13 protein-coding genes are annotated in these 16795 nt (G+C 63.7%); 5 read left to right on the top strand and 8 right to left on the bottom strand.

Going from position 1 to position 16795, the window contains the following annotated elements; genetic code table 11:
* Window positions 1-102: 102 nt before the first annotated feature.
* The 3 genes from RBA40_RS07795 to RBA40_RS07785 are packed head-to-tail and all read left to right on the top strand — an operon-like array spanning window position 103 to window position 2689.
* Window positions 103-567 carry a hypothetical protein gene (locus RBA40_RS07795; RefSeq protein ID WP_306647305.1) on the top strand — a complete coding sequence of 155 codons (465 nt, stop codon included), beginning with the start codon at window positions 103-105 and terminating at the stop codon, window positions 565-567.
* Complete coding sequence (locus RBA40_RS07790) at window positions 564-1457, top strand: tetratricopeptide repeat protein (RefSeq protein WP_306647303.1); 894 nt, start codon at window positions 564-566, stop codon at window positions 1455-1457. Before RBA40_RS07795 ends, RBA40_RS07790 begins: the two co-directional genes overlap by 4 nt.
* 5 nt (window positions 1458-1462) lie before the next feature.
* Window positions 1463-2689 (top strand): ATP-binding protein, encoded by a 1227-nt coding sequence (locus RBA40_RS07785; protein WP_306647301.1) that lies wholly within the window; start codon window positions 1463-1465, stop codon window positions 2687-2689.
* 81 nt (window positions 2690-2770) lie between these two features.
* Here RBA40_RS07785 and leuA read toward each other — a convergent pair whose 3' ends face one another.
* Window positions 2771-4462, bottom strand: coding sequence for a 2-isopropylmalate synthase (leuA, locus tag RBA40_RS07780; protein ID WP_306647299.1), 1692 nt, complete (start codon window positions 4460-4462; stop codon window positions 2771-2773).
* Between the two features lie 386 nt (window positions 4463-4848).
* Entirely contained in the window at window positions 4849-5211 is a 363-nt protein-coding gene (locus RBA40_RS07775) for a DUF1428 domain-containing protein (RefSeq protein ID WP_306627880.1), read from the bottom strand.
* Between the two features lie 327 nt (window positions 5212-5538).
* Between RBA40_RS07775 and RBA40_RS07770 the strand changes: the two genes are divergently transcribed.
* Window positions 5539-6246 (top strand): PEP-CTERM sorting domain-containing protein, encoded by a 708-nt coding sequence (locus RBA40_RS07770; RefSeq protein ID WP_306647297.1) that lies wholly within the window; start codon window positions 5539-5541, stop codon window positions 6244-6246.
* Window positions 6247-6294: 48 nt separating this feature from the next.
* On the opposite strand, the gene selD is transcribed toward RBA40_RS07770, so the two are convergent.
* Entirely contained in the window at window positions 6295-7353 is a 1059-nt protein-coding gene (gene selD / locus RBA40_RS07765) for a selenide, water dikinase SelD (RefSeq protein ID WP_306647296.1), read from the bottom strand.
* Between the two features lie 29 nt (window positions 7354-7382).
* A complete protein-coding gene (gene senB / locus RBA40_RS07760) occupies window positions 7383-8345 on the bottom strand; it encodes a selenoneine biosynthesis selenosugar synthase SenB (protein ID WP_306647295.1) in 963 nt (320 codons plus the stop codon).
* Window positions 8346-8381: 36 nt separating this feature from the next.
* Between senB and senA the strand changes: the two genes are divergently transcribed.
* Window positions 8382-9578, top strand: a complete 1197-nt coding sequence (gene senA, locus RBA40_RS07755; RefSeq protein ID WP_306647293.1) for a selenoneine synthase SenA — start codon at window positions 8382-8384, stop codon at window positions 9576-9578.
* Here senA and RBA40_RS07750 read toward each other — a convergent pair.
* From RBA40_RS07750 to RBA40_RS07735, 4 genes are all read right to left on the bottom strand, one after another.
* Window positions 9572-10120 carry a DUF2867 domain-containing protein gene (locus RBA40_RS07750; RefSeq protein WP_306647292.1) on the bottom strand — a complete coding sequence of 183 codons (549 nt, stop codon included), beginning with the start codon at window positions 10118-10120 and terminating at the stop codon, window positions 9572-9574. The genes senA and RBA40_RS07750 overlap by 7 nt on opposite strands.
* A gap of 203 nt (window positions 10121-10323) precedes the next feature.
* A complete protein-coding gene (locus RBA40_RS07745; protein WP_306647290.1) occupies window positions 10324-12834 on the bottom strand; it encodes an EAL domain-containing protein in 2511 nt (836 codons plus the stop codon).
* A complete protein-coding gene (locus RBA40_RS07740) occupies window positions 12831-13208 on the bottom strand; it encodes a response regulator (protein WP_306647288.1) in 378 nt (125 codons plus the stop codon). The genes RBA40_RS07745 and RBA40_RS07740 overlap by 4 nt, the downstream gene beginning before the upstream one ends.
* A gap of 12 nt (window positions 13209-13220) precedes the next feature.
* Window positions 13221-16562, bottom strand: a complete 3342-nt coding sequence (locus tag RBA40_RS07735) for a hybrid sensor histidine kinase/response regulator (RefSeq protein ID WP_306647287.1) — start codon at window positions 16560-16562, stop codon at window positions 13221-13223.
* Window positions 16563-16795: the final 233 nt, after the last annotated feature.

The raw sequence follows: 16795 nt of genomic DNA, 5'->3' as shown, positions 1-16795 counted from the left end.
AGGCGGCGCGAAACTTGCGTATGATGCGGATTCTGTTTCGCGCCACCATTTCGCGCCACCATTTCGCGCCACCATTTTATTGCTTACTCCAGACAACACGCCATGCGCGAAAGCTTGCTCACTCCGTCGCTCTCGCCCTCCGCGGCACCAACGGCCAACCTGTATTCGGTGCAATCGTCCTTCGTGCTCGCGTTTTTCGGCGGGCCGTTTGCGATCATCCTGTATTCGGCGCTCAATTCCTGGAAGCTCAGGCGGCCGCTCGACGCGCTGGTCTATCTGGCGGGAATGGCGCTGGCGGTGTCCTTCCTGGTCGCCTTCATGACCGCCTATGCGCCGCTGATGCAACTGATTAATGTCATCGGCAGGAGCGCGGCGGAAGTCATGTGGCGCGCACTGGCGCTGGCGCTGATGGGGATCGTGTATCTCCTGCACCGCAAGCATCACCGTTCCGCCGCCTTGTTCGCCAGCACGACGCCATCGCCCTGGATTCCGGCCATCGCCTGCGCCGTGCTGGCGTACGGCATGAAAAAGGCGCTCGAGTTTTACCTCCTGGCAGGCAACCCATGAACGACCATAGTGTGTTATCGGCGCGCGACTACAGCCGGCGCGTGCAGGGCCTGATCGAGCGCCACCGCTATGCGCAAGCGCGCGACGAGCTGGGCGAGGCGCTGGCCCAGTATCCCGACGACAGCGACCTGCTGTACGGCGCGGCGCTGGTCGATTACTTGACCGGCAAACCGGACGACGCGCGCGACGCCTTGCTGCGCGTGCTCAGCCGCGAGCCCGACCATTACGCGGGACGTTCCCTGCTCGCCACCCTGTATCAGGAAAGCGGGGAACTGCCGGCGGCCGAAACTGTGCTGATCGACTTGCTCAGGGACTATCCCGAGTCCGGCCATCATTACGCGCGCTACGCCATGCTGATGTACCGCACCATGCACCTCGAGAAGGCCAAGGCGCTGGCGCACGAAGCGCTGCGGCTCGATCCGGACGACGAACTGGCCCTGATCGCCTGCATGATGGGCGACCTGATCGACGGCCGCAAGGGCGCCGAGCAGGAACGCCTGGCCGCCTTGATGGGCCGCCATCCCGAAAGCGCGGGCACGGCGCACATGCTGATCACTCATCTGGTGCACCGTGGCAAATACCGGGCCGCCAAGCGGATTGCCATCGAACTGCTGAAACTCAATCCAGGCTCGCGCGAGATCCTCGAACTGGTGGTCGAACTCGACGCCCTGAGCCACTGGAGCATGCTGCCGCTGTGGCCGTTCAACCGCTGGGGCTGGGCGGCATCGGTCGTCTTGTGGGTGGTGACGGTGGCCGTGTTCAATGCCGCCGGCAAGATTGCCCCGCACATTCTCGGACCGCTCAATATCTTCCTGATCGGTTACTGTGCGTACTCCTGGATTTTCCCTCCTTTGCTCAAGCGCTGGCTGAAACGCCGCGCAGGAATTTGATGACCATGACTATGTCGCGTGAACAATACGAAGCGTCGCTGGTAAGCGACCCGTTCAACTCCGCCACCCGGCTTGCCTACGCCCGGCTGCTGCTCGATGAAAACGATGCGGCCGCCGCGCTGGTGCAGTTCGAGCTGGCCGAACGCCAGGCGCCCGGGGCTGCCGCCTCGAGCGGCAAGGCGCAGGCGCTGCTGGCGCTGGAGCGCAACAGCGATGCGCTGGCCGCGTACGGCCGCGCGCGCCAGCAGGATGGCTTTGCGCCGGTGCCGGCGCTGGAGCAGTTGCAGCAAAGTGCGCGTCCGGCGTCCGGCCCGGCGCTGTCGCTGGTGGGGCAGAGCGCCAATGTGGTGCCGCTCAAGCCGCAAGCGCCCGACCTGGTGCGGTTTTCCGATGTGGGCGGCATGGAAGAGCTGAAGAAAATGCTGCGCCTGCATATCATCGAGCCTTTCCTGCGGCCTTCGCTGTTTGCCAAATTCAAGAAGCAGGGCGGCGGCGGCATTTTGCTGTACGGCCCGCCAGGCTGCGGCAAGACCATGATCGCGCGTGCCATTGCCAACGAGTGCAACGCATCGTTTGTGTCGGTCGGCATCAGCGAAGTGTTGAATATGTGGATGGGCGAAAGCGAGCGCAACCTGGCGCAATTGTTCGAGAAGGCGAGGGCGCAAAAGCCCTGCGTGCTGTTTTTCGACGAGCTCGATGCGCTGGCGTTTTCGCGTTCCAAGGCGCAGAGCGAGCACAGCCGAACCATCGTCAACGAATTCCTGTCGCAGCTCGACGGCTTCGAGCGCGACAACCGCGACGTGCTGTTTCTGGCGGCGACCAATATGCCGTGGGATGTGGACCAGGCCATGAAGCGCACCGGGCGCTTCGCGCGCCAGTTGTTCGTGCCACCGCCGGATGCGGAAGCGCGCAAGCACATCATCAACATCAAGCTGCGCGATGTGCCGGTGGAAGGCGTGGATGTGGATGCGCTGGTGGCTGCGACGCCGCATTTTTCCGGGGCCGATATCGATGGCGTGATCGACTTGGCCAAGGAGAGTGCGATTCATGACATTCTGGCCGGGAATCCGGAGCGCCCGATCGGGCCGGGCGATATTGCGTATGCGCTCGATACGATGCAGCCATCGACGGTGGAGTGGCTGAAAACGGCGCGCAATCTGGTGCGCTATGCCGGCAGCGACGACAGTTATCGCGATGTGGAGAAGTATTTGAAGAAGACCAAGTTTATCTGATGCCGCCTCTCGTCGGTTCTGGCACTGCCAGAACCGACGGGGCGGGAAGTTTGCGGGGACGTCGGTGAAGAATGCGTCGGTTTAGCCCGGTACCGCCACCGCCACTTCCTGCTCCGCCCTCACCAGCTGCCGGTTCACCGCACTGAGCACCGCCTTGAACGACGCCGTCACAATATTGCTGTCAATCCCCGCGCCAAACATGGTCGGGCCATTGGCCAGCCGCAACTCCACATAACACGCCGCTTTCGCATTCGCGCCCGAGCCGATCGCGTGCTCGTGGTAATCCATCAGCTTGATATCAAGCCCCAGCGCATTCACAAATGCATCGATCGGTCCATTCCCGCCACCTTGCAAGCTCAAACTCGCCTGACGGTGGGCCAAAGTGATGTCAATCTGCACCGGCTCATCGCTGCTGCTGTCCTCCACCATCTTGTGCGCGCTATACGCATACGGGCTGGTCTGGTCGAAATATTCGCTGCAAAAAATTGCATGAATCTCCTTCGCGGCGATCTCGCGGCCGCTGGCGTCGGCCACCGCCTGCACCGCGCGGCTGAACTCGATCTGCAAGCGGCGCGGCAAACTCAGGCCGAATTCCTGTTCCAGCAGATACGCCATCCCGCCCTTGCCGGACTGGCTGTTGACGCGGATCACCGCATCGTAGCTGCGCCCCAGGTCGGCCGGGTCGATCGGCAAGTAAGGCACTTCCCACAAGGCATTCGGCTTTTGCTGGGCAAATCCTTTTTTGATCGCATCCTGGTGCGAACCGGAAAACGCCGTAAACACCAGGTCGCCCGCATACGGATGACGCGGATGCACCGGCAACTGGTTGCATTCCTCCACAACCTGTCGTACGGCATCGATGTCCGAGAAATCGAGCCCCGGATGCACGCCCTGGGTGTACAGGTTCATCGCCAGGGTCACGAGGTCGACATTGCCGGTGCGCTCGCCGTTGCCGAACAGGCAGCCTTCAACCCGGTCGGCGCCCGCCATGATGGCCAGCTCGGCCGAGGCCACCGCCGTGCCGCGGTCATTGTGCGGGTGTACGCTGATGATCAGCGAATCGCGCCGTGCCAGCTTGCGCGACATCCACTCGATCTGGTCGGCATACACATTCGGCGTGCTGCATTCGACCGTGGAAGGCAGGTTGACGATCATCTTGTTGTGCGGCGTCGGCTGCCAGACCTCGCTGACGGCGTCGCAGATATGCTTGGAGAAATCGAGTTCCGTCGTCGAGAACGATTCCGGCGTGTATTCGAACGCCCATTCGGTTTGCGAATGCTGCTTGACCAGATGCTTGACCAGTTTGGTGCCGCTGACCGCGATCTCGGTGATCTGCTCGCGCGTCATGCCGAACACCACCTTGCGGAATACAGGCGCAACCGAGTTGTACAGGTGCACGATGGCGCGCCGCGCACCCACGCACGAGTCGACCGTACGGCGGATCAATTCCTCGCGCGACTGGGTCAGCACGATGATGGTGACGTCCTCGGGGATGCGGTTTTCGTCGATCAGCTTGCGCACGAAATCGAAGTCGGTCTGCGAGGCGGACGGAAAACCGACTTCGATTTCCTTGAGGCCAATCTGGACCAGCATCTCGAAAAAGCGCAGCTTCTTCTCCGGGCTCATCGGCTCGATCAAAGCCTGGTTGCCGTCGCGCAGATCGGTGCTCATCCAGATCGGCGGATGGGTAATGGCACGGTCGGGCCACTGGCGGTCGGACAAATTGACTGGAGGGAAGGCGCGGTATTTCGACGACGGGTTCTGCAACATCATGGTGTTCTCCTGAGACTAAAGCGGATAAGGGCCGGGCGGCGGTGTGGCGACGGGCTGCCGGGCGGCCACGGATACGCTAGGCCAGGCAACCGATCGGTAGCTTTAGCAGTAGAAACAAAGTGATGGAGACAGGTGCAAACATCGGGTCGGACTTTCCTGGGGTTTTACTGGCTTACAACTCGCCGGCGGGGAGCCGGGCGGCGCACTGCGGGTGGATTACGCGCGTGCAGCTAGTAGCGTCGCTAGCGATAGCGCGCCAGCGAGCAGGGGGGAAGACGACAGATGCAGGGAAGAAGACATGAGTTCACTGTACGTCAGGGCGCGCCGGCTTGTCAAGCGCTGATGTGCACGCCGACAAACCGCGCCCTCGCCAAGCCGCGGGCAACCTACAAATCGAGAAACATGTCGAAGCCGCCGTAAATCATGCGCTTGCCGTCGAAGGGCATGTCGGTCCCTTTCATGAAGTCGGCCATGCGCGGGTCTTTCATGACCTTGTCGTTGACTTCATCGCGGTGGGCGCGCGATTCGTACACGATCCAGGAAAAGACCACGGTCTCGCCGGGCTGCAGATTCACGCTCTGGGGGAACGACGTGAGCTTGCCGGGCTTGACGTCGTCGGCAATGCATTCGCGGTACTGCAGCGCGCCATGTTCGCGCCAGATGGCGCCGCAGGTGGCCGCCATGGCGCGATAACTTTCGATGTTGCTGGTGGGGAGGGGAAGTACGAAACCGTCGACATACGCCATCATGTTCTCCTGGAGATGCACAAGGTGGAACCGCACAACCGATCATACCCGTCCCGTATTCGCATGCCCGCACGGTACCCTGAATAAAATTATCAACGTTGCATTTTGCCCTTGGCCGGCGGCTTTCCCGCCAATCGCATTGCCTTTTTGCCGACACCAGTGCAGTAAATGTCTTGTTGTTTGAATACATACGCGTGGAAACCTTGTAAAATGGCATCATATTTACCGGCGTCCCGTTCGTCTGCCGCGGAGCCGCAGGCTGGCACAGGCGGCACGTCAATCACTCAAGGGATGTTTATGCGTTTTGTAACTGTTGCAATGGCTTTATCGATGGCGAGTGCGCTCGCTTGCGCCTCCCCGGCGAGCGCTGGCACGGCCGCCGTGGGCCAGAATCTGATCGTCAATGGCGATGCTGAAGCGGGCGTGGGCTCGACCGACGGCGGCACGGTGCAGGTTTCCGGCTGGAACGTCACGGGTGGCTTGACGGCTGTCCGGTACGGCGCGGGCGGTGGCTTCCCTTCGACGACCGATGCAGGCCCGCAAAACCGCAGCAAGAATTTCTTTGGCGGTGGCGTCAATACGGCGGCATCGCGCGCGATCCAGGTCATCGACCTGAGCGCTTTCAGCGGCGCCATCAACGCCGGACAGTCGCAATTTAACCTGTCCGGCTGGCTGGGCGGCTACGCTTCCCAGAGCGACAATGCGACCCTGAGCGCCGTGTTCCGCGACAGCACCGGCCAAACCCTGTTCAGCACCAGCCTGGCACCGGTCACCCCGGGTGACCGTGGCGGCAATACCAGCATGGTATACCGCGACAACTATGGCATGATTCCGGTCGGTACCGCGCTGGTCGACATCGTCCTCGACATGCGCCGTGTCGAAGGCAGCTACAACGATGGCTATGCCGACAACCTGTCGTTCTCGGTTGCCGCCGTGCCGGAACCTGGCAGCTGGGCCATGCTGGGCGCCGGCCTGGCCATGCTGGGCTTCGCGGCACGCAAGCGCCGCAAGTCGGCATCGGGCACCTCAGCCGCTTGATGCGGCACCGAGGCTGGCCCGGGCCGTGCCCGGGGCGGCCTTCCGCCCTTATGCCGCGACCTGCACGCGCGGCGTGCCGGCCGTCATCTCGCCGATGACGGCGGCGCTTTCGAAGCCTTCGCGCGCGAACAGCGCCAGGATCTCGTCCACGCTGCCCGGGTCGCACGATACCAGCAGCCCGCCCGAGGTTTGCGGGTCGGTCAGCAGCATGTGCTGCGCGCTGCTGATGCTCGGCGAGAGCGTCACGTCCTTGCCGTAGGCATCCCAGTTGCGTCCCGACGCACCGGTGAAGTAGCCATCGTGCGCCAGCTGTTCCACGCCCGGCAGCAGCGGAATTTGCGACATGGTCAGCTGCGCCGTCAATTGCGAGCCGCGCGCCAGTTCCAGCAGGTGGCCCAACAGGCCGAAGCCGGTAACGTCGGTCAGCGCATGCACCCCTTCCATTTCCGACAGCGCCTTGCCCGGCTTATTCAGTTTGGTCGTATTGGCGATCATGGCGGCGTAGCCTTCGGGACCGAGCACGTCTTTTTTGAGCGCCGCCGAGAGCACGCCCACGCCCAGCGGTTTGCCCAGAATGAGCACGTCGCCCGCACGCGCGTCCGCGTTGCGCTTGACCCTGGACGGATGCACGAGCCCCAGCACCACCAGTCCGTAGATCGGCTCGACCGAATCGATGGTGTGGCCGCCGGCGATGGGAATGCCCGCTTCGGCGCACATGGTTTCGCCGCCGCGGATGATCTGGCCGATGGTTTCGAGCGGCAGTTTATTGATCGGCATGCCCACCAGCGCGAGCGCCATGATCGGCGTGCCGCCCATCGCGTACACGTCGGAGATGGCGTTGGTGGCGGCGATGCGGCCGAAATCGAACGGGTCGTCGACGATCGGCATGAAGAAATCGGTGGTGGCGATCAGCGCCTGTTCGTCATTGAGCTTGTAGACGGCGGCGTCGTCGGCGGTCTCGATACCGACCATCAGCTCCTTGGGGACCGGGAAGCCGGTCGAGTTTTTCAGGATCTCGGACAGCACGCCGGGCGCGATTTTGCAGCCGCAGCCGCCGCCATGCGAAAACGAGGTGAGTTTGATGGGCGTTTCTGGGGCATTGCTCATGGTCGGTGTCCGTTTCGGTAAAAGGCAGGTCAGACCAGATTATCCACCAAGTCGAGCACACTGGCGCGCTCGTGCTCTGGCGCGAACAAGGGGGCGCGCGCGTCGCACTGGCGCCGCAGCAGCGCATGGAAGGCCTGGTCGCCGATGCAGCGCTCGATCAGGCGCGCCAGCGCGGGCGCGTCGCCCGCCGCGAAGTAGCCCGCGTAGTCCTCGCCCAGCATGCCGCGGTTGCCGCTGATATCGCTGGCCAGCACCGGCACGCCGCAGGTGAGCGCTTCGATGATGACGTTGGCGCCGCCTTCCATGTGCGAGGCGATCACCATGGCGTGGCTGCGCCGCAGGCGCTGGCGCGTGGCGGCGTGCGCCATCGCGCCCAGCCAGCGGTAACGCGGCGTGGCCGCCTGCGTGGTCTCGGCCAGCGCGCCCAAGGCCGGATCGAGCGCGCCGCCGATATGCAGCAGGCGCGCCTTGGGCACCAACACCAGCGTGGCCGCGGCCATGAAGGTGCGCGGGTCTTTTTCTTCGCGCAGATGGCCGATCATGACGATGTCGATGAAGCGGCGCGCCGCGCCATGGGGGAAGGGCACGAGCGACGGCGCGGACTGGTGGATCACGCTGGCCCTGGGGCGCAGTTCGGGTGCCAGCAAGGCCAGCCCGTCGGCCTGCAGCAGCACCAGCTTGTCGGCGTGGGCGAGCGATGCCTGGGCTGCGGCGTCGGTGGCGATGTCGCGATACAGATCGGTGCCGGTCAATACCAGCACGCGCGCACGGCCGGGGAAAGCGGCGGCAAAAGCGGCCAGCGGGGCCGCCGAGCGGCGCGCATGCAGCGCGATCATCAGGTCGGGAGGGGCAGCGCCTGCGTCCCAGCCGGGGGCGATCGTCACGCGGCAGCGCGCGCGCAGGAAATGCGCCCAGCGGCTGGCGGTCTGCCAGTTGCCGTTGTTCTCCCGCTTCGATGCGGGACTGACGATCAGCACGCGTGGTCGCTGCACGGCGACTCCTTGAAAAAGTCGTTACAATTGCCTGCTATGAGTTCAATCCCCGCATCCTTCCGGCACGCCAAGCCGCAGCAATTGGCCGAGGCGCTGCAGAGTGCGCGCAATTATACGCTCAGCCTCTTCGACTGCTTTGCCGGCGCGGGTTTCGACAGTCTGTCGCGCGTGCCGCATATTGCCACGATCAATCCGCCGCTGTGGGAACTGGGTCACACCGCGTGGTTCGCCGAATGGTTCATCCTGCGCGAGGCCATGTCCAGCCATCCGGCCGATGCCCAGCGCGGCTCGCTGCTCACGCGCGGCGACGACTGGTTCGATTCGAACCTGGTGCCGCACCGCTCGCGCTGGACGCTCGACCTGCCCAGCCCCGGCGCGTTGAAGACCTACTGCCATGAAGTGCTCGATCGTACCCTCGACAAGCTCTCGCGCGAGGCGGGCACGGACGACGCCCTGTACCCGTATCGGCTGGCGCTGGCGCACGAGGATATGCACGGCGAAGCCTGTCTGTATTCGATGCAGACGCTGGGCGTGCCGGCGCCCGCGCAGCTCACGCGTGATGAAGCGGTCCATTCGCAAGGGGCGGAAATCGCCTATCCCGGCGCGACCATCGTGCTCGGTGGAGGGAAGGAGGGTGGCTTCGTGTTCGACAACGAGAAGCAGGCGCACCCGGTCTATGTGGCGCCGTTTCGTATCGATGCGGCTCTGGTGACCAATGCGCAGTTTGCCGAATTCGTGGCCGATGGCGGTTACCAGAACCGCCAGTACTGGAGCGCGGCCGGCAGCGCGTGGCTGATGCGCCAGGAGCGCTCGTCGCCGCGCTACTGGCAGCGCGACGGCGACCAGTGGCGCACGATGCGCTTCGGGCGCTTGTCGACGCTGTCGGCGTCCGAACCGGTGCGCCATGTGTGCCTGTTCGAGGTCCAGGCGTATTGCGCATGGGCGCAGCGGCGCTTGCCCACCGAAGCGCAATGGGAGTACGCGGCGCTGTCAGGGCAGGCGGGGTTCCGCTGGGGCCAGTTGTGGGAGTGGACCGGCACGCCGTTCGAGCCGTATCCGGGATTTGCGCCGGACCGCTACCGCGAGTATTCGCAGCCGTGGTTCATGACCCATCAAGTGCTGCGCGGCGCGTCGTTTGCCACGCCGTCACGCTTTGGTTCGGCGCGCTTCCGCAATTTCTTCATGCCCGAGCGGGATGATATTTTCTGCGGATTTCGCACCTGCGCCTATTGATGCGCGCCAGCGTCGGGCCATCCGACGCGCGCCGCGCTGCGCAAACTGGCTTTGACGACGGCGCGGTGAAAGGGCGCGATGACGCGCAGGTAGGTTCGTCCCAGCAGGTTGTGGCAGTGAACCACCGTTGTCATGGTCAGCTCGCGCCTGCTGTCCGGCGCTGATCCGCCCGCGCACAGAATCGAGATCCGGAAATCGAGGTGCCTGTCGTCTTCCCCAACCACGATCTCGGTCTCGTTCGTGCTGTAGACTTTGAAGATGCCAACGCGGGAAGGCTCCGTTTCACTGGCGATTTTCGCCAGCTGCGCGGCCGTTTTCAGGCCCAGGCCGACGACGATCATGTCGCGCACACGCAGGAGGTGTCCGATCCACGCGGGCTGGTGCGCGAAGATGAAACGGGCCAGCACATCCGGGTCGGCCGATGCGCCCGACGGCAGCCGGATCGCAAATGCATCAGCCAGGTTCACCGATGCAAAGGCCTGGTTGACGCTGGAGTGCGCGGGGAGCGCAACGGCGGTTGCGAGCGTGAATTCATTCGGCATGCGGGTACTCCCGTGGTTGAGCGAGTTAACTATATATCCAGATTGACGTTTTATCCACGCAAGTATGCCTCGTTAACGTTGTTCGAGCAATGTGCCGCCACGCGCCTTCTCGCACGCAGCGCCTCGTTCGCCCAAGCTGGCGCGGCGTGCGCACCATCGATACCACGGCCAGCAATGGCGTGAGCCGGATGGTCTGTGCGCTGTCATGCGATCGCCATGAACTGGCGGAAGGCATCGCGCACGTGATCGCGCAGCAGGTTGTTGTCCCACGGCTTGGTATAAAAACGAAGAATTGCCCCGCAGTTGACCGCCTTCATGATCGATTCCAGATCGGTATTTCCGGATAGGACGATACGAAATGTCTTCGGATACAGTTCCTTGACCTTGTCCAGGAACTCCGTTCCGCTCATGGACGGCATGCACTGGTCGCACAGGATCACCTGCACCTCGTTCAAGGCCAGCACGTCGAAGCCTTCCGCCGCGGAGCGCGCGCACAGGATCTGGTAGCCGTCGCGGCCGAACAGATTGGCCAGTACCTCGAGCATGAATGGGTCGTCGTCAATCAGCAGCAAGGTCTTGCGCGACTGCCCGCTGCCCGCTGGCGGTGCCAGGCCCTGGTCCTGCAGCAGCATCTGCGTGACCTGATCCACGGGCAGGGGCCGGCTGAAGTGGTAGCCCTGGATCTGGTCGCAATGGTGGCGCCGCAGGTAATTGAGCTGGGCGGCGGTTTCGACGCCTTCGGCAATCACATCGAGCTTGAGACTGTGGGCCATGCTGATGATGGCCAGCACGATGGCCGCGTCATCGGGACTGGTGGTGACGTCGCGGATGAAAGCGATGTCGATCTTCAGTTTATCGATAGGAAAACGGCGCAGGTAAGCCAGGCTGGAGTAGCCGGTGCCGAAATCGTCGATGGAAATCTGCACCCCGCGCTGCTTGAGCCTGTGCAAGATCTCGGTGGTGCGCTCGGTATTGGCCATTAAGGACGTCTCGGTCAGCTCCAGATCGAGCAGCTCGGCCGGAATGTCGTGCTGCGCCAGTCCCTTGATGATGTCTCCATCCAGGTCGCCTTCCGCAAATTGCCTCCCGGAGACGTTGACCGCCACCTGGATCGGACCCACCGGCGAACGCAGCCACAAGCCGATCTGGCGGCACGCCTGCGCCACGACCCAGCTGCCGACTTGCACGATCATGCCCGTCTCTTCCAGCACCGGAATGAATGCATTCGGCGGGACCAGGCCATGGCCGGGGCGGTCCCAGCGCAGCAGCGCTTCCAGACCGGCCACGCGCCCGCTGTTGAGGTGCACCTTGGGCTGATAATGCAGCACGAATTCCTCGTTTTCGATGGCCTTGCGCAAGGCGGTTTCGAGCGTCAGGCGGGCCAGCACGTCGGCGTTCATCTGCGCGGTGAAGAAGCGGTAGGTGTCGCGCCCGGCGTGCTTGGCCTGGTACATGGCCGTATCGGCGTACTTGATCAGCGTATCCGGATCGGAGGCGTCGTCCGGATGGACGGTGATGCCGATGCTGGCGGTGATCGTCACTTCGTGCCCGCTCAGGATGAATGGCGCGCGCAAGACGTCGCGGATCTTCTGGGCGATCACCACCGCGCCCTGCTGGCAATCCTGCATGATCAGGATCAGCGCAAATTCGTCTCCCCCCAGGCGGCCGACCGTGTCGCGCACGCGCACGCACTGCATCAGGCGGTTGCTGAACTGTAACAGCAGCTCGTCGCCAATCGCATGGCCCAGGGTATCGTTGATATTCTTGAAATTGTCGAGGTCGAGGAACATGACCGCGACCAGCGCGCCGCTGCCGCGCGCCAGCGTCAGGGTGCGCTGCAAGGTGTCATAAAACAGCGTGCGGTTGGGCAGACCTGTCAGGGCGTCGTGATGGGCCAGGTGGGTCAGGCGCATTTCCGCTTGCTTGCGCTCGGTAATGTCGCGCACCACCACCACAATGGTCCAGTCGTTACCGGAGCGCAGCGCCTGGCTGTGCACTTCCACCTGCACGGTCGAGCCATCCTTGCAGGTCATCATCATTTCCCGCTGGTCGCGGTGGGCGCCGTCGACAATGAGTGCGTCATACTGGCACTCCAGCGCAGCGCGGCTCGTCTTGACCAGTTCGGTCGGCCCCATGCTTAGCATGTCCGTGCGCGAGTAGCCGAGCAAATGGCATGCTGTCTCGTTGACCTCGCTAAAGCGCATGCTCGCGCGGCTGATCAGCATGATGGCATCGGCGGTGGCGTCCATCGCTGTGCGAAAGCGCTGCAGGTCGACCGTGCGCGCCAGCACCTGGCTCTCGAGCTTGGCGCTGTAGTCCTGGAGGTCGCCGTACGCTTTCAGGCGCAACAGGTTGCGCACCCTCAACCATAGTTCCGCCCGGTCGACGGGTTTGGTCAGGAAATCTTCCGCCCCGGCGTCCAGGCCGGCCAGGCGCGCGGTGCGCTCCATGTGCGCGGTGACCATGATGATGGGAATATTGGCGGTGGCCGGATCGGCCTTCAGGATGCTGGCGACCCGGTAGCCATCCATGCCCGGCATGGTAATGTCGAGCAGGATCAGGTCCGGGGCCGACTCGCCGATGGATGCCAGCGCCTCCTCGCCGCTGGCCGCGCCGCAGGTGCTGTAGCCCTCGGGCTGCAACAGTACCGCCAGCAGGCGCCGGTTCTTGGCTTCGTCGTCGACGATCAGGATGGTGGGTGCGCGCAGCGTCATGGTATTTCTCCCGGGGGCAGCAAGGCGTTGATCGCCGCATACAATTCCTGATGGCGCAGCGGCTTGGCGATATAGGCGTCGCAGCCGGCGCTTTCGCTTTTTGCGCGGTCTTCCTTCATCGCCATCGCGGTCAGGGCGATCACGGGGATGGTGCCGGTGCCGGCATCCTGTTTCAGCAGCGCCGTCGCCGCCAGCCCGTCCATGCCGGGCAACTGAATATCCATCAGGATCAGGTCGGGTTTGTCGGTACGCGCCATGGTCAAGCCGCTTTCGGCGTCGGGGGCGCACAATACCGCATGCCCGGCATGGCGCAGCAGCAGCGAGGCCAGCTTCATGTTGGCCGCGTTGTCTTCAATGATGAGGATCCTTGCCATGGCCGGTCATCCCTAATGCGGGAGCAGGGCGCGCCGCACTTCGGCGACGAAGCGGGCCTGGTCGAGGGCGCGCTTGTCGGCGTTCTGCGGGCCGCTCACCTGCGCCGCCGCGCCGACCAGGATCGGGATGCGCGCCGTGGCCGGATTGCGCTGCAGCGTCTCGGCCACGTCGATACCGTTCAGGTCCGGCAGCATCAGGTCGAGCAGGATCAGGTCCGGGCGCATGTGCTGGGCCAGGAAAATGGCCTCGCTTCCCGTGTAGGCGCGCAGCACCGCATACGCGGGGCTGGGCAGCAGGCCGGCGATGGCTTCGACCGCCCTGGGGTCGTGCTCGACCACCAGCACCGTGCACGTGCGTTCCAGCGATGGCTGCATGCCCAGGGCGCTCAGCGAGGCTTGCAACTGGGCATGGGTGATCGGCTTTTGCAGCATGGCGGCGGCGCCCCCGGACAGGGCCAGGTTGGCATCGGCGATGCCCGAAATGACCACCACCGGCACCCGTGCCAGCGCCGGATTTTCGCGCAGGCGCTGGAGCAACTGCCAGCCATCCATGCCCGGCAAGCGGATGTCGAGCGTAATCAGGCTCAGCGCCTGCCGTGGCGCCATCTCCAGCGCCTGCTCGCCGCTCGCCGCGCGCAGCACGGTAAAGCCTTCGGCTTCGAGCAGCAGGCGCGCCAGTGCCGCGGCCGGGTCGTTATCTTCCACCACGAGTGCGATGCGCTCGGCCGGGCCGGGGCGCGCGGGGGCCATGGTATCGGGCGCGGGCGGCGCTGCGGCGCCGTGCAGCGCGGGGCGCGCCCCCGGCACCAGCGTGCGCAGCGGCAACCAGACGGCGAAGCGCGATCCCTCTCCCGCGCGGCTGGCGACCGCCACCGTGCCGCCCTGCAGCTCGGCCAACTGCCTGACCATCGCCAGGCCGAGGCCGGTGCCTTCGAATTTTCGCGCCAGGCTGCTGTCGATCTGGCTGAAGGCCTGGAACAGGGTTGCCATGTCCGGCTCCGAGATCCCGATGCCGCTGTCGCTGACGCACAGTTCCAGAAAATCCTTGTACTCGTTGTCGGCCAGGGGGAAGCCATGCACCGGCCAGGGTCCGGCAAGATGGCCGACGGCGCGGCGCGGCACCCGCCGCGCGTGCAAGGTGACGGCATCGCCATTGGCGCTGAATTTGACGGCGTTCGAGAGCAGGTTGTAGACAATTTGCTTGGTCTTGCGGATGTCCAGTTGCGGCATGCCGAGGTCGTCGCCAACCTCCAGGCTCAGCGCAATGTTCTGGGCCGCCGCCTTTTCGCGCACGATGGTCAGGCTGTTCGGCAGAAGGCTGTGCAGGTCGACGGCATCGAGTTCGAGCGCCATCATGCCGGCTTCGACTTTCGACAGATCCAGGATGTCGTTGATCAGCGATAGCAAGTGCAGGCCGCTGCTGAAAATGTCGCCGGCGCATTCGTGTTGCAGTGCACTGGTCTGGCCCAGAAAACCGTCCTTGAGCGCCTCGGAAAAGCCGATGATGGCGTTGAGGGGCGTGCGCAACTCGTGCGACATGGTGGCCAGGAATTCCGACTTCATGCGGCTGGCGCGTTCCAGTTCAATATTTTTCACTTCCAGCGTGTGCTCGAAACGCTTGCGCTCGGTGACGTCGCGGGCGGCGGCGAACACGCCTTGCAGCTTGCGGTCGCGGTCGTGGAAGGTGGCGGCGTTGTACGACACCACGGTTTCGATCCCGTTGAGGGCCCGCACCGTCAGTTCGTAATCGGTCACCTTGTTTTCCTGGAGCACGCGCTTGATGGCCGCATCGGCCTGGCTCTGGTCGGTGAAGAATTTCTTGCTGGGGGCGCCGATCAGTTCATCGCGGGTGCGCCCGGTGAGGGCGACCATCTGCTGGTTCACATCCGAAATGATGCCTTGCGGGTCGGTCATCATCAGGGCGTCGAGATTGGACTCGATCAGCGAACGGGTGTAGAACTGCTGGTCGCGCAGGCGCTGGTCCAGCAGCGCCTGCGCAGCCTCGACTTGCTTGCGGGCGGTATTGTCGGTGCCGATCAGCAGGTAGCCGATGATGTCGTCGTGGGCGTCGCGCAGGGCGGTGACCGAGACGATGGCCGGAAAGCGGCTGCCATCCTTGCGCACGTAGGTCAGTTCGTAAATATCCTCAATGCCGCGCGAGGCCTTGAACACCAGCGCTTCGAAGCCGGGCGTGATCGGCGTTTCCAGCTCCAGGCTGAGGGCCTTGGCGCGCGCGATCACTTCCTGGGGATCGGAAATATCGGCCGGGGTGATCGTGTTCATCACTTCGAGCGCCGTGTAGCCGAGCATGCGTTCGGCCCCGACGTTGAAGATCTGGATGACGCCCTTGGCGTCGGTGGCGATGCTGGAAAAATTGGCGCTGTTGAAAATGGCGCTCTGCAGCGCGCCGGCCTTGAGCAGGGCTTCTTCGGCCTGCTTGCGCGCGGTATTGTCGGTGCCGATGAGCAGGTAGCCAATGATGGCGTTTTGCGCGTCGCGTAATGCGGTCACCGAGACCACCGCCGGAAAGCGGCTGCCATCCTTGCGGAAATAGGTCAGCTCGTAAATGTCTTCGATGCCGCGCGAGGCCTTGAACACCAGCGCCTCGAAGCCCGGCGTGATGGGCGTGTCGAGTTCCACGCTGAGGGCCTTGGCGCGCACGATCACTTCCAGCGGATCGGAAATGTCGGCCGGCGTGATCTTGTTGACCACGTCGAGCGCGGTATACAGCATGCGTTCGGCCCCGACGTTGAAGATCTGGATAACGCCCTTGGCGTCGGTGGCGATGCTGGAGAAATTGGCGCTGTTGAAAATGGCGCTTTGCAGCGCGCCGGCCTTGAGCAGGGCCTCTTCGGCCCGTTTGCGCGCCGTGTTGTCGGTGCCGATCAGCAGGTAGCCGATGATCGCATTGTGATCGTCGCGCAAGGCGGTAACCGACACGAGCGCCGGGAAGCGGCTGCCATCCTTGCGGATATAGCTCAGCTCGTAAATGTCTTCAATGCCGCGCGAAGCCTTGAAGACCAGGGCTTCGAAACCGGGCGTGATGGTGGTGTCCAGTTCCAGGCTCAGTTCCGCTGCCCGCGCGATCATTTCCTGCGGATCTGAAATGTCGGCAGGCGTGATGCGGTTGACGACGTCCAGCGCGGTATAGCCGAGCATGCGCTCGGCGCCGACGTTGAAAATCTGGATGACTCCCTTTTCGTCGGTGGCGATGCTCGAGAAATAGGCGCTATTGAAAATCGCGTCCTGTAAAGCGCCCGTCTTGAGCAAGCTTTCCTGGCGCTTGAATTCAATATTTCCGTCTGTAATTAATTTATGCTCGATCGTGCCGATGTCAAACCCGGGCGTATGCATGTGCTCTTTCGCGTGAACGACTTATGATCAGTCTGTGGCACGAAATTGGCGCACTCGCAACTGCAGAACAGGCTGGCCGAAAGGCTGAGAAAGCTACGTTGCCGACGCGGCGAGAAATGTAAATACGAATAAAGTATAGCAGTTACTACGCTTTGCAACCGGGAATAGCGTAGTCGTGCAGCAACAAAAGCCCGGTTGGCGCGCGGTATGTGCGGCCGTGCGACCCGCGCGCG

Source organism: Massilia pseudoviolaceinigra (assembly GCF_030846505.1).
GTDB classification, from domain to species: Bacteria; Pseudomonadota; Gammaproteobacteria; order Burkholderiales; family Burkholderiaceae_D; genus Telluria_A; species Telluria_A violaceinigra.
The sequence above is the reverse complement of the archived record's forward strand: the minus strand, read 5'-3'. Positions and strand labels throughout refer to the sequence as shown.

What these genes read in the sequence shown, in the direction of transcription:
- RBA40_RS07795 (WP_306647305.1), top strand. Translation starts at nt 103, where the DNA reads ATGCGCGAAAGCTTGCTCACTCCGTCGCTCTCGCCCTCCGCGGCACCA.
- RBA40_RS07790 (WP_306647303.1), top strand. Translation starts at nt 564, where the DNA reads ATGAACGACCATAGTGTGTTATCGGCGCGCGACTACAGCCGGCGCGTG.
- RBA40_RS07785 (WP_306647301.1), top strand. Translation starts at nt 1,463, where the DNA reads ATGACTATGTCGCGTGAACAATACGAAGCGTCGCTGGTAAGCGACCCG.
- leuA (WP_306647299.1), bottom strand. Translation starts at nt 4,462, where the DNA reads ATGATGTTGCAGAACCCGTCGTCGAAATACCGCGCCTTCCCTCCAGTC.
- RBA40_RS07775 (WP_306627880.1), bottom strand. Translation starts at nt 5,211, where the DNA reads ATGATGGCGTATGTCGACGGTTTCGTACTTCCCCTCCCCACCAGCAAC.
- RBA40_RS07770 (WP_306647297.1), top strand. Translation starts at nt 5,539, where the DNA reads ATGGCGAGTGCGCTCGCTTGCGCCTCCCCGGCGAGCGCTGGCACGGCC.
- selD (WP_306647296.1), bottom strand. Translation starts at nt 7,353, where the DNA reads ATGAGCAATGCCCCAGAAACGCCCATCAAACTCACCTCGTTTTCGCAT.
- senA (WP_306647293.1), top strand. Translation starts at nt 8,382, where the DNA reads ATGAGTTCAATCCCCGCATCCTTCCGGCACGCCAAGCCGCAGCAATTG.
- RBA40_RS07750 (WP_306647292.1), bottom strand. Translation starts at nt 10,120, where the DNA reads ATGCCGAATGAATTCACGCTCGCAACCGCCGTTGCGCTCCCCGCGCAC.
- RBA40_RS07745 (WP_306647290.1), bottom strand. Translation starts at nt 12,834, where the DNA reads ATGACGCTGCGCGCACCCACCATCCTGATCGTCGACGACGAAGCCAAG.
- RBA40_RS07740 (WP_306647288.1), bottom strand. Translation starts at nt 13,208, where the DNA reads ATGGCAAGGATCCTCATCATTGAAGACAACGCGGCCAACATGAAGCTG.
- RBA40_RS07735 (WP_306647287.1), bottom strand. Translation starts at nt 16,562, where the DNA reads ATGCATACGCCCGGGTTTGACATCGGCACGATCGAGCATAAATTAATT.